The sequence below is a fragment of the Arthrobacter sp. HMSC06H05 genome, assembly GCF_001807395.1.
GTDB classification, from domain to species: Bacteria; Actinomycetota; Actinomycetes; order Actinomycetales; family Micrococcaceae; genus Pseudoglutamicibacter; species Pseudoglutamicibacter albus.
This window is the reverse complement of the sequence record NZ_KV789000.1, coordinates 48,734-63,437: the sequence shown is the minus strand read 5'-3', so window position 1 is coordinate 63,437 and position 14,704 is coordinate 48,734. Positions and strand designations below refer to the sequence as shown.

Here is a 14,704-nt window from a genome sequence, read left to right as displayed (position 1 = left end):
TTTCCTCATGTGTGTGCCTATTTATAGAAAACTAGGCAATGAAAACTCCGTGGTCTAAACTTCAACTAGAAATAGCCTGAGAGCCTAGTCACACCAAAAGGAACTGACGACGTGACGCCACGCGAGAACACGCCACCAGAAGACAACGCATCCGTCAATAACGCGAACCAGCCGCAGGGCGGACACCTCCCACCGCCGCCGACGCCTGAAAACAGTGCCGACCAAACGCAGGCACTGCCGCAGAACGGTTTCGATCAGACGCAGGCACTGCCGCAGAACAATATCGACCGGACGCAGGCGCTGCCGATGCAGGGCGATGGGACCACCGTGTTCCCTTCGACCCCGTACGAAGACAACGTCGAAGCGCACAGTCAGCAACCCTACGGTCAGCAGAACCAGTACCAGCAGGGGTATGGCCAGCAGAACCAGTACCAGCAGGGTTATGGGCAGAGCGGCTATGGCCAACAGGGCCAGTATCAGCAGGCCTATGGCCAAGGCGGATATGGCCAGGATGGCTATGGCCAGCCAGGCCAGTACGCACAGCAGGGCCAGTACGTCCAGCAGGGCTACTACGGTGCCGCCGGCTACGGACAGAACGGTCCAGGGCAGGGTGGCCCGAGCTACGGCGGGCCGGGTTATGGCGGCCCAGGCTATTACGGCGGGTCAGGTGATGAGAGGGATAACGGCAAGAAGAAGAGCCTCACGTGGCTGTGGTGGCTCATTGGTCTTCTTGTTGTGCTGGTTGCCGCGGGGCTCGTGTACATGTTCGTGTGGGGCCCGTGGGGCGCTAGAAGCAACAGCGGCGGCAACAAGCCGGCCCCAGGTGTTTCTGAAACCGTGACGATCACGGATGACCCGAACAACCCGAACCCGAATAATCCAGGTTCAGGGGGCGGTGACAACCCTGCTCCAGGTGGTGGCGGAGACAACCCTGGTCACGGCGGGGATGATTTCTTCACGGAAGATCCGTTCGGTAACTCGGGTGGCAACTCCGGTGGAGACACTGGCGGCAACTCGGGCGGAGATTCGAATCCGTTCGGCGGCAACACTAGCGCTCCGTCGAGCGACCCGTTCGGCTCTTCTGATGGTCCGGGCAGCGCTCTGCCGGAGATGCCATCCATGCCGGAGATGCCGTCCATCCCAACAGACTTCGACTTCGACCTCGACAACTAGCCCTTCAACCCCTTTGCCACGGCACGGCTCACACCTGGAAGGTAGCGCCATGACCTCAGGAAACTCGATGCCTCCGGGCCCACAACAGCCCGGCCAGGCAGACGGTCAACAGCCCTACGGCCAGCCGGAGCAGTATGGTCAACCAGGTTATGGTCAGCAGGGTCAATATGGCGCGCCACAGCAAGGTGGCCCACAATTCGGTGCGCCACAGCAGGGCGGCCCACATCAAGGTGGGCCGCAATATCCGGGCCTGGGCGGGCCGGGGTATTACGGCAACCCTGGCGATGAGAACAGCGGCGGTCCTAAGAAGAACCGTGCGTGGCTGTGGTGGCTCATCGGTGTCCTGGTGGTCGCGTTGATCGCGGGTCTTGTCTACATGTTTGTGTGGGGTCCGTGGAGCAAACGCGAAAGCAATACCCTCGACGTTGACCGTCCAACCGCACCAACTGAGGCGATGTCAACCATTCCTGCACCGCTATCTGTGCCAGGTGGATCTACCGGCCCTAACTCGACTGACGACCCATTCGGACCAAAATCAACGTCCCCAAGTGACATCAACCTGCCTTCCTTTGACCCAAGCCACACCCCGTCGATCGGCGCTCCACCACCTAACGCGGGCTCTATAGACCCAAACACCGGAGCTACCCTCCAGTCCTTCAAGGACATTCCTCCCTTCTGCGAGTGGCAGTTCGGAAAGTCCTCATGGCGGGCAACTGACGACGGTATGACCTACCAAGGGTCGAACAGCGGCGAGGGGTTCACTGACGTCACCTGCGGCCTGTCTCTGATCACCCTGAACAGCAGCAACCAGTCACCAGACGTTGAGAAGCTCATGGACGCCATGATCTATGGAAAACAGGGCAAGGGGAGCATCGAAAGCAACGAGCTTGGCAACTTCTTGCCAAACAACAAGCCGTTGCGCATCGACTACGAGATCAACCAAAACAACGTCAAGATCGAGGTATCGGCGAAATAACCCGCCATCACCACTCACTTCGCTCACACTCAACGGAGGCCGCGGCATCGACATCGGTCCGCGGCCTCCGCTCACCAGATCCCTGCAGCTAAGTCCCGTACAGTTAGACTCACCATTATGTCAGCCGCATTACCTCAAGACCCCATCGCCGCAGCCCAAGCCAACTGGGAGAAAGCCGGGTGGGGCGAGGTCGCAGAACCCGTCGCGACCGTCACCAGCATCGTTCGCGCCAACCAGATCCTCACCGGCCGCGCCGAAGCGTTGCTTCGGCCGTTCGATCTCACGTTCGCCCGCTACGAGATGCTCATGGTGCTCCGGTTCGCGCGCCGACCCATGGCGATGTCGAAAGCCTCCCGCGTTCTGCAGGTTCACCCCACATCGGTCACCGCGGCCTCGGAACGGCTTGAACGCGACGGCCTCATCACTAAAACCCCGAGCCAGGATGACGCCCGCACCGTCTTGCTGGCCATCACCGAAGCCGGCCGGGAACTCAGCGAGGAAACCACCCAGATCCTCAACCGTGAACTCTTCGCACAAACCGGTTTCACCCAACGCGAGATCGCTACGCTGAACCGCATCTTGCGCAAGTTCCGGCAGAAGAACGGCGACTTCGCGGAACCTCTCGGCTAAAGTCACACCCCGGGCCTTAGCGTGTGAGTGCGTTAGATTGGTGTCATGTCCAGTACCCCGCCCAGTAGCCGCTCCGATAGGTCGCAGAAAAAGATCGGTCGCAGCCCAGTGACCCCGCCAGCGCATCAGAGCGCGATCGCTCGGCGAGTGTTCCCGACCGGTAAAGAGCCTGATCCTCGTTTCACGCTCGCGAACGAGCGGACGTTCCTCGCATGGATCCGCACGTCCTTGGCTTTCGTAGCCGGCGGTGTCGCGCTGGAAGCCTTTGAGGTCGGCAACTGGGACCCGGTGCTACGTAAATCTGTTGCGATCGCCGTGATCGCGATGGGCCTGCTGATCGGTCTAGGGGCCGCATTCCGTTGGTTGCGTGTTGAACGCGCGATGCGTCACGACCATCCGCTGCCTGTCCCGTTGATCATCCCAATCCTTGCGTTGATCGCGGCCGCTGGCTCAGGTGCCGCCGTCGGGTTGGTGCTGACGAACTGATGCCTGAACGCCGAAGCAACGGGCGTCGGGAGACCCGGGTCCGTCTCAGCACTGGGTGGCACACCGTCAAGGAAACGGGCGTGACCATCAGCCGTGCGGTGCGCAAACGCATCCCGATCAAGGCTCCAGAGCCGCTTCCAGAGCCAGTCGATGTGGGGCTTCAGCCGGAGCGGACATCGTTGGCGTGGTCCCGTACGGGGCTCGCCGCGGTCGTCGCCGGGTTCATGGGTGTGCGCTGGTACGGGCACATGGGCCCGCTATTGCTGCTGGGGACCGCGCTGACGTTTGTTGGCGCCATGTGGGTTTCCACAACCCAACGCGGCCGCCTGCGCCGCATGGCGGAATCTTTCGAAGAGCGTCAACCGCCACCGCTGGGGCCGGTGGTGTGGATGACGGTCATGGTTGTAGCGATCGCGGTCATCGCGATCATCGTGGTGTTGCGGGTATAGAGGGGGCAGTGCGTGCCGCCGACGCGCGCGTAGCGCGGGTATGCATGCCGCCATGCGCGTAGCGGCCGGTTCAGCTCGCGTAGCGGTTGCGCACAAAGACGCGTAGCTGCTCGGCGAGGGAGGCGAGCTTTTCGTGCCCATAGTGGTCCGCTCGCCACGCCGCGTGCAGGGTCACGGTGAGCTCATGACCCCTGTTGGTTATGCGCAACGGAACGAGGTCGAAGCTCGGGTCTTCGGTCACCACAGCGACCCCCTCCGTCGCGACGAGCGCTTGGGCTACGCGGCCTGAGTTGGTTTCGATGATGTCAGGTTGTGAGAGTCCAGCGGTTTCGCATGCGCCATCGAATACGCGACGGGCTTTGAATGCCCGCGATGGAATGTGGATGGTGTGCTGGGCGAGCTCCTCGAGCGTAACACTGCGGCGCTCAGCCCAAGGATGCTGCGCGGAAACATATGCCCACACCGGCATCTTTTGGAGCTGGACGTGGGGGATATGAGCTGATGGAGCGGAAGGCATCACTGCTAGATCGGACGTAGCGATCGTGTCCTGCAAGCTCGCATCCAAGGACGCCTCCACAATGTTTGGTTGCCATTCGGACTGATCCAGCGTAGCCACGAACGGAATCACGACATCGATGAGCGTGGTACCGGGTGCCGCGATCGTCACTTCACGCATGCTGCCGTGGGCGAGTAGTTCCGCAAAGTCCAGGGTGTGCTGGAACTTGGTCAGGAGCTTCTTGGCGGCAGGGAGGAAATCGCGGCCAGCTTTGGTAGGCGTGAGTCCGGATGGAACGCGATCAAACAGCACAAGCCCGACGTCGCGGCTGAGCTTCTGAAGCTGTCGCGTCACTGCCGGCTGTGTGATGCCGAGGTCTCGAGCCGCGGAGGAGACGGAACCGGCTTCAGAGACCGCTACGAAGGCTTTCAGATGCTCGATGTCCATAATTCCCAGTCTATGCGCATTCGTTATAGGGGTTATGCCGATAACTGATTAGACAGTCATAATGATTTCGGAACAGAATGTGATGTACGCAACTTTCTGCGATCCGTTTTCACCGGGAGGTTCACACCACAATGCACGCGGACAGCACCAACGCCAGCACGCCGAGCGCTCCACTCGAGCAAAGCCGCCACCTCGCAACTGACCTCCCGGGCCCTAAGGCCCAGGCGCTAGCTGAACGACAGCGCGCATCGGTATCCGCCGGTGTCGGCGGGACCATGGCAACCTACGCTGTCCGCGCCGACCGCGGTATCATCGAAGACGTCGACGGCAACCGCCTCATCGACCTCGGCTCCGGCATCGCTGTGACCACCGTGGGTGCATCTAACCCTAAGGTCGTGGCCGCGGTCCAGGAAGCGGTCGCGAACTTCACCCACACGTGCTTCATGGTGACCCCATACGAGGCGTATGTTGAGGTTGCTGAAAAGCTCAACCAGCTCGCCCCGATCTCTGGCCCAACCCGCACCGTATTGCTGAACTCGGGTGCAGAAGCCGTTGAGAACGCCGTCAAGATCGCCCGCTCCGCTACGGGCAAGACCGCCGTCGTCGCATTCGATCACGCCTACCACGGCCGCACCACGCTCACAATGGCGTTGACCGCGAAAGCCAACCCCTACAAGAAGGCGTTCGGTCCGTTCGCGCCAGAGATCTACCGCGTGGCTGGCTCCTACCCGCTGCGCGACGGCCTGAGCGGCGAGGAAGCCGCCGTCCGGGCGATCAAACAGATCGAAGTCCAGGTAGGCGCCCAGGACCTCGCCGCGATCATCATGGAACCAATCCAAGGCGAAGGCGGGTTCATCACCCCAGCACCAGGGTTCCTCCCAGCGATCGTCGAATGGTGCAAAGCCAATGACGTCCTGTTCATCGCAGACGAAGTCCAGACCGGCTTCGCCCGCACCGGCTCGATGTTCGCTTGCGAACACGAAGGCATCGAACCGGACCTCATCACGACTGCGAAGGGCATCGCAGGCGGCATGCCGCTCTCCGCGGTGACCGGCCGCGCCGAGATCATGGACGCCGTCCACACCGGCGGGCTCGGTGGAACCTACGGCGGCAACCCAGTCGCATGCGCGGCGGCACTCGCCTCGATCAGGGTCATGGAAGAAGAAAAGCTCGCCGAACGCGCGCAAGAAATCGACCACATCATCACCGATAAGTTCAGTGCCGCACAGGAAAAGGACAATCGCATCGCGGAGGTGCGTGGCCGCGGTGCGATGAAGGCCATCGAATTCGTGGACCCAGCCACCGGCGAACCGGATGCCGCACTCACCGGCGCCATCGCCAACGCCGCCCGCGCACAGGGTGTTGTAACCCTGACCTGCGGAACCTACGGCAACGTCATCCGCCTGCTGCCGCCGCTAACCATCAGCGACGAACTGCTCACCGAAGGCATCGACATCATCCTCGAAGCCCTCGCGCAGAACTAACGGCGCAGTGTTGAGCTAACGACGCAGCCACCAAGCTAGCGCCGCGGGCATCACTACAGAACTCAAACGAAACATCCTCTATCGAGAATCCATACCTATAGGAAGCGATAACAATGACGAACGCTCAGAACCCAACCATCGACCGCGATGTGGTGGTCATCGGTGCAGGGCCAGCAGGACTCATGGCCGCATACACCCTTAAGAAGGCCGGCAAGTCGGTCGCCGTGCTGGAGGCACGCGAACGCGTGGGTGGGCGCACCTGGAACGGTAAGGTCGCCGGAACGGACGGTAAGGAACACTTCATCGAGATCGGTGGGCAGTGGATCTCCCCAGACCAGACGCGGCTGACTGAGCTGGTTGAGGAGCTCGGTCTGAACACGTTCCCGCGCTACCGCGAAGGCACCTCGATCTATGTGGACCCGGAGGGTAACCGCCACGAATACACGGGCGACCGCCTGCCGGTCAAGGAGTCCACGAATAAGGAGATGGATAAGCTCATCGACCTTATGAACTCGGTCGCTGAGGAAGTCGGGGCAACTGAGCCGTGGGCAGCCGAACGCGCAGCCGAGCTGGATTCGATCTCCTTCAAGGACTTCCTCGCTCAACACACCGACGATCAAGAGGCGATCGACAACGTCTCGATCTACGTGGCGTCCGGCATGCTGACTAAGCCAGCCCACACGTTCTCCGCGTTGCAGGCCGCTCTCATGGCCGCATCGGCGGGTTCTTTCTCCAACCTCGTGGATGAGGACTTCATCCTGGATAAGCGCGTTGAAGGCGGTATGCAGTCGGTATCGCTCACGCTCGCTGAGCACCTGGGGGAGGACGTGTTCCTCGGCAGCCCGGTGCGTGAACTCGAATGGGCCACCCCGGACCCATCGACCGCCGATGAGCTCAACAAGATTGCCGCCGATGTGCGCAACGGCGTTGAAAACGGTGTGCTCGGCCCGGTGACCGCTGTCTCCGATAAGGTCACCGTCAACGCGAAAGCCGCAGTACTCGCGGTGCCGCCGAACCTGTACAACCGCATCCAGTTCGTTCCGCCGTTGCCACGCGAACAGCAGGTAGCCCACCAGCATATTTCGATGGGCTTGGTCATCAAGGTTCACGCGGTCTATGAGACCCCGTTCTGGCGTGAAGAAGGCCTCTCCGGTACCGGCTTCGGCGGCGGCCGCCTGGTTCAGGAGGTCTACGACAACACCAACTACGGCAAGAACTTCGCCGGCGGAATCGGCGGGGAAGAAGACACGAACGGAACCCTCGTCGGCTTCGTCTCCGACGTCTATGCCGAAGAGATGTGGGCACTGCCTGCAGAGGAACGCAAGCAGCGCATCCTGTCTGCGATGGCTGACTACCTTGGCCCGAAGACCATGGAACCGATCGCGTTCTACCTCTCCGATATGGCGGCAGAGGAATGGACCCGCGGCGCATACGCAACCAGCTATGACCTCGGCGGCCTGAGCCGTTGGGGCCACCTCCAGAACCAGCCGACCGGGCCGATCTTCTACGCGTGCTCCGACATCGCGGCGGAGGGTTATCAGCACGTCGACGGTGCCGTGCGTATGGGTGAAGCCGCTGCACGTGCCATCCTGGAAGCACGTTAACGTTCACACCCACCCCGAAACAGGGGTGCTGAAGGTGAGGAGGACACCGTGCCAGTTCCATCCCGTCGAATCCTTGTAGGTTACGTCGCGACCGCGGCGGGCCGTGACGCCCTGAATCTGGGCATCGCGCTCGCCGCGGGACGCGATGCGGAGCTTCACGTGACCATGGTCGCCCCGGAAGCGGAGCCGTACGCTGCCGCTGTGTCTCAGGGTGCCGGTTATGAGCGTGTTTTGCGCCGTCAGCTGCAGAGCTGGCTCGATGAGGCGCTCGCTTCGGTCCCGGAAGGTGTTCGCGCGGTGGGGCACGTGGTGTCCTCCTCATCGGACGCTGAAGGCTTGTTGTCTCAGGCGCGCGCGGTGGATGCGGAGGCGATCGTGATCGGTGCCCGTGCCGGCGGTGTGCTGGGGCGGTATCGGATCGGTTCGGTTGCCCAGGCGTTGCTGCACAGTTCGCATGTACCGGTGGTCCTGGCGCCTCGCGGCTATTCAGGGCATGGCCCGCTAAGCCGTATCACCGCGCTGTTCGGCGACCGGCCGGGCGGTATGCAGGTGATCGCTGAAACGCTTGCGGCCGCTGAAGCGACCGAGACCCGGGTGCGGTTGGTGACGTTCGCGCAAGCCTCTGAGACGGGTAAGTCCTCGGCGGCCCACACGGGTGTTCCGGGTGCCGAGACGATGAAGGCTTTCGTTTTGGAGCAGCTGGATCGGCTAGGTAGTGGCGAGCACGGTGAGCGTGCTCGCGCAATGATTAGCTCCGGCCAGGCGACCACCGAGGTGGTGGCTGGCAAGGAGATCGAGAAATCGGTGCGGCGCCTTGATTGGGAACCGGACGAGGTTGTGGTTGTGGGATCTTCACGTTTGGCCCCCGCTGGGCGTGCGTTCTTGGGCTCCCACGCGGCACGTGTTCTGCGTGTAATCTCTGTTCCCATGGTGGTGGTTCCTGCACCGCGGTGATTCGGTCGCGGCCACGGTCACGTGAGCCCGCGGTTTTGATGGAAGGGGATGGTTTCGCTTGGCCACCTCAACGGAAAAACTTTCGAGGAGTGAAAGCTTCTCTGGCAAGGGGCTTGCGGCCGGTAAGGTCGGTGTGCTCGGTGCTGTGGTGATCGGTGTTTCGTGCATCGCGCCGGCCTATACCCTCACGTCTGGCTTGGGGCCTACGATCTCCGAGGTGGGCACGCACGTTCCCGCGATCTTGCTGCTGGGTTTCATCCCGATGCTGTTGGTCGCTTTCGGGTACAAGGAGCTCAACAACAAGGTCCCTGACTCGGGGACGTCCTTCACATGGGCAACCAAGGCGTTCAACCCGTGGATCGGGTGGATGGGCGGCTGGGGTCTGATCGCTGCGACCGTGATCGTGTTGTCTAACCTCGCGGCAGTTGCGGTGGACTTCTTCTATCTGATGCTTGCGCAACTGTTCAGCAACCCTGAGATCGCGGAGCTGACACGTAACCTGTGGGTCAACATACCCACAACGATCGTGCTGATCTCGTTGGCCGCGTGGATCTCCTATGTGGGCGTCGAGGCGACCAAGACCGTCCAATACGTTCTGGTTTTGGTCCAGATCATCGTGCTGGGTGGCTTCGTTTTCATGGCGTTCCGCGGAGTTAACGAAGGCACTGCGTTCGATGCGACCCCGGTGAGCCTGGACTGGTTCAACCCGCTTTCGGCGGGGGACTTCTCGGTGATCGCGGCTGGTGTTTCGCTGTCGATCTTCATGTTCTGGGGCTGGGATACAACCCTGACCATGAACGAGGAGACGAAAGACCCGAAGACCACCTCGGCTCGCGCATCCCTCATCGTGATGCTTGTGATCATGACGGTCTACATCGGTGTTGCACTCGCTGTGGTTGCGTGGGCAGGCACGGGGGACGAGGGCTTGGGTGCCGGTAACCCTGATAATCAGGAATCGATATTCGCAGCGCTTGCTGGCCCGGTGATGGGCCCGTTCGCGCTCGCGATGGCGGTGGGCATCATGGCTTCGTCTTTCGCATCCCTGCAGTCGACGATGGTCTCGCCATCCCGTACCCTACTTGCGATGGGCTACTACGGGGCGTTGCCGCCGAGCTTCGCGAAGATCTCGCCGAAATACCGGACGCCGTCCGTTGCCACGGTTTTCTCCGCGGCCGCCGCCGGAACCTTCTACATCGTAACCCGCCTGCTGAGCGAAAACGCGCTGTGGGACACGATCACCGCGCTTGGGCTCATGGTGTGTTTCTACTACGGGATCACCGCGCTCGCCGCCGTCTGGTATTTGCGCCGCGAGCTCTTCGAGAGCACCAAGACCATCTTCACCCGGCTCATCTTCCCGTTACTGGGCGGGATCATGCTGCTGATCATGTTCTTCAAGACCGCCTACGATTCGCTTGACCCAGGCTACGGTTCCGGCTCCTCGCTGGGTGGCATCGGGATGGTATTCATCCTCGGAATGGGCGTCCTTGTGATCGGGGTCACTATTATGGTGATTACAGCGATCAAGAACCCAGCGTTCTTCCGCGGTGAAACTCTGCCTAGGGTGGACTCCACGACCGACACCTACATGGGGGATGTGGTCGGCGAGGCCCTCGAACGAGGCGAGGCACGCACCGCTGGGGACACTGGCGAGAAGATCGTTGCCGAAACTAACACCGCCGAAAAGGATGAGGACCGCCCGTGACCAACCAGTCCGTCGCATATGTGATGCCACCGGAGTGGGAACGCCACGAACGTACGTGGATGTCTTTCCCAACCCCGAATGACACATTCGGCGCGCGTGGCTCAGAATCGCTTGAGCGTGCACGGGACGCGTGGGCGCAGGTCGCGCTCGCGGTGGCTCGCTACGAGCCGGTTGTCATGGTCATGGACCCGGAAGATGAGGCCGAAGCGCGTGCCCGCTTGGGTGAGAACGTCGAGTATTTCGCGGCCCCGCTGGATGATGCGTGGATGCGGGATTCCGGCCCCACGTTCGTGCGCAACGCAGACGGCGAGCTCGCGGCAGTCAACTGGGTTTTCAACGGTTGGGGTGCCCAAGAATGGGCGGCGTGGGAGCACGATGCGTTGCTCGCTTCCCGCGTTGCCGCGCATGCCGGTGTGCCGCGTGTGGATTCGCAACTGGTCAACGAGGGCGGCGGGATCCACATCGACGGCAAGGGCACGGTCCTGCTGACCGAATCCGTGCAGATGGATCCGGGCCGCAACCCCGGTGTGGACCGCGAGGCAATCGAGCGCGAGATCCACAGCAAACTCGGCACGACCCATGCCGTGTGGGTGCCGTATGGCCTGACCCGCGATAACGGACAGTTCGGAACCCGCGGCCACATCGACATCGTCGCGTGCTTCACCCCGGCCGGCGACGTCCTGCTGCACATGCAGAACAACCCCGAACACCCGGACTACGAGGTTTCCCGCACCATCAGGAGCGTGCTCGAGTCCGCAACCAATGCCGCCGGCGAGCCGCTACGGATCATCGAGGTCCCGGCCCCGCAGGTGCTCACCGATGAGGAAGGCTGGGTCGATTACTCCTACATCAACCACTACGTCGGCAACGACTGCGTGATCCTGTGCGGATTCAACGACCCGAACGACCAAGCGGCCGTGGAAATCATGCAGCAAGCCTATCCGGGCCGCACGGTTGAGCTCGTCGATGCCCGCGAGATCTTCGCGTGCGGCGGCGGAATCCACTGCATCACCCAACAACAGCCGGCGGTTGAGGCATGATCAAGGTTTTTGATGCCGGCGACGCTGCTGAGGACATCATTGTTGAGGCGAGCATCGCCGAGCTGCGCACTGCGCTGGAAGAAGGCCGGGTGACCGCGGTTGAGTTGGTGCGCGCGTATCTGGACCGCATCGACGCCTACGATGGCGAGCTCAACTCGGTGATCGTGCACAACCCGGACGCGTTAGCTGAGGCCGAGGCCTCGGATGCCCGCAGGCGCGCCGGTGTGCCCGCCTCGCCGCTGGACGGGATCCCGTATACCGCGAAAGAGTCCTATATGGTGCGCGGACTCACGGTTTCCGCGGGCTCGCCCGCGTTCAAGGACCTCGTGGCGCAGGAGGATGCGTTCACGATCGAACGGTTGCGTTCGGCCGGCGCGATCTGCTTGGGCCTGACTACGATGCCGCCCATGGCTAACGGCGGCATGCAACGCGGCCTGCACGGCCGCGCCGAATCCCCGTATAACCGCGCCTACCTCACAAGCGCATTCGCGTCCGGTTCCTCGAACGGTTCCGGCACAGCGACCGCCGCGAGCTTCGCGGCCTTCGGGCTGGGGGAGGAGACATGGTCTTCGGGCCGCGCCCCGGCATCCTGCAACGCCTTGTGCGCCTATACGCCCTCCCGCGGAGTGATTTCGATGCGCGGGAATTGGCCGCTGGTGCCCACGATGGACGTGTGCGTACCCCACACGCGGTCGATGGCGGACATGCTCGAGGTCCTCAACGTGATCGTCGCCGACGACCACACGCACGCAGGCGATTTCTGGCGCGAACAACCCTGGGTTGAGATCCCGAAAGCCTCCGAAGTGCGGCCCGCCGACTATCGCGAGCTGGCTCAACAGCGCCCGCTGGCTGGCATGCGCATCGGCGTCCCGGGCATGTACATCAACCAAGACGAACACGCAGGAACCGGCGGGGACCGCACGGCGGACGCTGGCGTGGGCGGGCCGATGGGGCAGAAAATCCACACCCACCCCGACGTCATTGCGCTATGGGAGAAAGCCCGTATCGCTCTTGAGCAGGCGGGCGCTAGCGTGGAGATTGTGGACTTCCCCGTAGTCAGCAATTACGAAGGTGACCGCCCCGAAGCTCACACGATTTCAAGCCGCGGGCTGGTCAGCTCCGAGTACCTCACTGACGAGGTCGGATACCTCGCAGCGTGGTCCTGGGAGCGCTTCCTGCGCGCCAACGCTGAGGCCACTGAAGCCGGCAATGACAACACCGCCCCGCGCCCGGCAACGCTGGCTGACGTTGACGGGGCAGAGATTTTCCCGCACCCGGACGGCGCCCTCGAAGACCGCTATGTGGGCTTCGATGACGACATCGCTACCTACCCGGACATGATCCGGGAACGCGGCTTCTGTGAACTAGCAGAGATCCCTGGCATCGGGGAGGGGGTCGCGGGAATGAACCGGATCCGCGAGATCGACTTCGACGAATGGATGAACCGGCACAGCCTGGATGCTATCGCCTTCCCAGCGATGGCCGACGTGGGCCCAGCCGATGCCGACACGAACCCGGAATCAGCGGATCAAGCGTGGGCGAACGGGGTGTGGGTCGCTAACGGCAACCTCGTCCCACGCCACTTCGGCATCCCGACCGTGACCGTACCGATGGGAGCGATGCGCACCGGGATGCCGGTGGGCATCACATTCGCGGGCCTACCGTATTCAGACAACACGCTGCTGGCGCTCGCCGCGCAGTTCGAGTCCAGCTATCCGGCCCGCACCACACCAGACCTGACCGTAACAAGCAAGGATTCAGCCGCCAATATCGGCAGCAAGTGAAAACAAAGGAGCAGGAATAATGTCCCAGTCCTACGTTGGAATCAACCCGGCAACCGGCCAGGTTAACAACGAATACCCACACACCACTGACGCCGAAATCAGCGAGGCCCTCGACAAAGCCGTGAAGGGCTACAAGGAATGGCGTGCCAAGAGCGTCAAGGAGCGCGGTGAAATCCTCGCCAAGGTTGCTGACCTGTTCGTGGAGCGCCGCCGTGAACTCGGCGAGATCGCCACCAAGGAGATGGGTAAGCCATTCGGTGAAGCCCGCGGCGAGGCGGCGTTCTCCGGTGAGATCATCCGCTACTACGCGGAGAACGCCGAAGAGTTCCTCGCTGACGAGGTCATCAAGGACGACGAAGACGGCAAGGCCGTGATCCAGAAGCGCCCGCTCGGTCCGCTCGTGGGTGTTATGCCGTGGAACTACCCGTACTACCAGGTTGCACGCTTCGCCGGCCCTAACCTCATGCTCGGTAACGTCGTGCTGCTCAAGCACGCCGAATCCACCCCGGATTCGGCGCTTGCTATCCAGAAGATCATGGACGATGCGGGCGTTCCGGAAGGCGTCTACCAGAACATCTTCGCTTCCCACGAGCAGATCGCCTCGCTCATCGAGAACCCAGAAGTCGCAGGTGTCTCGCTGACCGGTTCGGAACGTGCAGGCCGCGAGGTCGGCGCAACCGCCGGTAAGGCTCTCAAGAAGTCCGTCCTTGAGCTCGGCGGTAATGACCCGTACGTGATCCTCTCGAGCGAGGACCCACGCCAGGCCGCACGCGACGCGATCGCGATCCGCTTCGAGAACACCGGCCAGGCATGCAACTCGAATAAGCGGCTGATCGTGATGGAGGACATCTACGATGAGTTCCTCGACGAGCTCGTCAAGGAGACCGAGAAGCTTCAGGCGCACGACCCGATGGAGAAGGGCGAGAACGTCTTCGGTCCGCTCTCTTCCGAGAAGGCCGCAGAGCGTCTTGTGGATCAGCTCGAGCGCGCCGTCTCCGAAGGCGCGAACCTGCGTGTTGGCGGAACCCGTCTGGACCGTCCAGGCTTCTACGTTCAGCCAGCCGTGCTGACTGACATCCCGAAGGGCACCACCGGCTACAGCGAAGAACTCTTCGGCCCAGTCTTGAGCGTCTACAAGGTCACTTCCGACGAAGAAGCGCTCGAACTCGCCAACGACACCGCATACGGGCTGGGCTCCGCAGTGTTCGCAGTCGAGGAAGGCCGTGCAGAACGCTTCGCCGAAGGCATCGAAGCCGGCATGGTGGGCGTCAACGGCACAACCTTCGAAGACGTCGACATGCCATTCGGTGGCGTCAAGGGCTCCGGCTTCGGCCGCGAACTCGGCGCGCTCGGCATCGACGAGTTCGTCAATAAGCGCCTCGTATGCTTCAACAAGTAACGCGCCAACGCTGACAGTGTTGGGTTAAACACCGTTTGCATAAATGCCTGTGGCGGGCGGTTCGTGTGAACCGCCCGCCA

13 protein-coding genes are annotated in these 14,704 nt (G+C 62.3%); 12 read left to right on the top strand and 1 reads right to left on the bottom strand.

Annotated features, from left to right (window positions below; all coding sequences use genetic code 11):
* Positions 1-111 precede the first annotated feature (111 nt).
* From HMPREF3160_RS08835 to HMPREF3160_RS08815, 5 genes are all read left to right on the top strand, one after another.
* Complete coding sequence (locus tag HMPREF3160_RS08835; RefSeq protein WP_070508059.1) at positions 112-1,173, top strand: hypothetical protein; 1,062 nt, start codon at positions 112-114, stop codon at positions 1,171-1,173.
* Between the two features lie 49 nt (positions 1,174-1,222).
* Positions 1,223-2,149, top strand: a complete 927-nt coding sequence (locus tag HMPREF3160_RS08830) for a hypothetical protein (protein ID WP_141739893.1) — start codon at positions 1,223-1,225, stop codon at positions 2,147-2,149.
* 117 nt (positions 2,150-2,266) lie between these two features.
* The gene (locus tag HMPREF3160_RS08825; protein WP_035756461.1) at positions 2,267-2,779 is read left to right on the top strand and encodes a MarR family winged helix-turn-helix transcriptional regulator; all 513 of its coding nucleotides are present in this window, start codon (positions 2,267-2,269) and stop codon (positions 2,777-2,779) included.
* Between the two features lie 45 nt (positions 2,780-2,824).
* Entirely contained in the window at positions 2,825-3,265 is a 441-nt protein-coding gene (locus tag HMPREF3160_RS08820; protein WP_083285592.1) for a YidH family protein, read from the top strand.
* A gap of 80 nt (positions 3,266-3,345) precedes the next feature.
* Positions 3,346-3,714, top strand: coding sequence for a DUF202 domain-containing protein (locus tag HMPREF3160_RS08815; protein ID WP_052048493.1), 369 nt, complete (start codon positions 3,346-3,348; stop codon positions 3,712-3,714).
* 70 nt (positions 3,715-3,784) lie between these two features.
* Here the strand turns inward: HMPREF3160_RS08815 and HMPREF3160_RS08810 are convergent, their stop codons facing one another.
* On the bottom strand, positions 3,785-4,657 hold the full coding sequence (locus HMPREF3160_RS08810; protein WP_035756457.1) for a LysR family transcriptional regulator: 873 nt from the start codon (positions 4,655-4,657) through the stop codon (positions 3,785-3,787).
* A gap of 131 nt (positions 4,658-4,788) precedes the next feature.
* Between HMPREF3160_RS08810 and gabT the strand changes: the two genes are divergently transcribed.
* The 7 genes from gabT to HMPREF3160_RS08775 all read left to right on the top strand — a co-directional run bounded on the left by gabT (position 4,789) and on the right by HMPREF3160_RS08775 (position 14,624).
* Positions 4,789-6,141: a 4-aminobutyrate--2-oxoglutarate transaminase gene (gene gabT, locus HMPREF3160_RS08805; protein ID WP_070491817.1), complete on the top strand. Its 1,353-nt coding sequence runs from the start codon at positions 4,789-4,791 to the stop codon at positions 6,139-6,141.
* 113 nt (positions 6,142-6,254) lie between these two features.
* Positions 6,255-7,745 carry a flavin monoamine oxidase family protein gene (locus HMPREF3160_RS08800; RefSeq protein WP_070508057.1) on the top strand — a complete coding sequence of 497 codons (1,491 nt, stop codon included), beginning with the start codon at positions 6,255-6,257 and terminating at the stop codon, positions 7,743-7,745.
* Positions 7,746-7,793: 48 nt separating this feature from the next.
* A complete protein-coding gene (locus tag HMPREF3160_RS08795) occupies positions 7,794-8,699 on the top strand; it encodes a universal stress protein (protein WP_070508056.1) in 906 nt (301 codons plus the stop codon).
* Positions 8,700-8,757: 58 nt separating this feature from the next.
* A complete protein-coding gene (locus HMPREF3160_RS08790; protein ID WP_083285590.1) occupies positions 8,758-10,401 on the top strand; it encodes an APC family permease in 1,644 nt (547 codons plus the stop codon).
* Positions 10,398-11,441 (top strand): agmatine deiminase family protein, encoded by a 1,044-nt coding sequence (locus tag HMPREF3160_RS08785; RefSeq protein WP_370977577.1) that lies wholly within the window; start codon positions 10,398-10,400, stop codon positions 11,439-11,441. Before HMPREF3160_RS08790 ends, HMPREF3160_RS08785 begins: the two co-directional genes overlap by 4 nt.
* Entirely contained in the window at positions 11,438-13,225 is a 1,788-nt protein-coding gene (locus HMPREF3160_RS08780; protein ID WP_070508055.1) for an amidase, read from the top strand. The genes HMPREF3160_RS08785 and HMPREF3160_RS08780 overlap by 4 nt, the downstream gene beginning before the upstream one ends.
* Before the next feature lie 19 nt (positions 13,226-13,244).
* Entirely contained in the window at positions 13,245-14,624 is a 1,380-nt protein-coding gene (locus HMPREF3160_RS08775; protein ID WP_035756449.1) for an NAD-dependent succinate-semialdehyde dehydrogenase, read from the top strand.
* Positions 14,625-14,704: the final 80 nt, after the last annotated feature.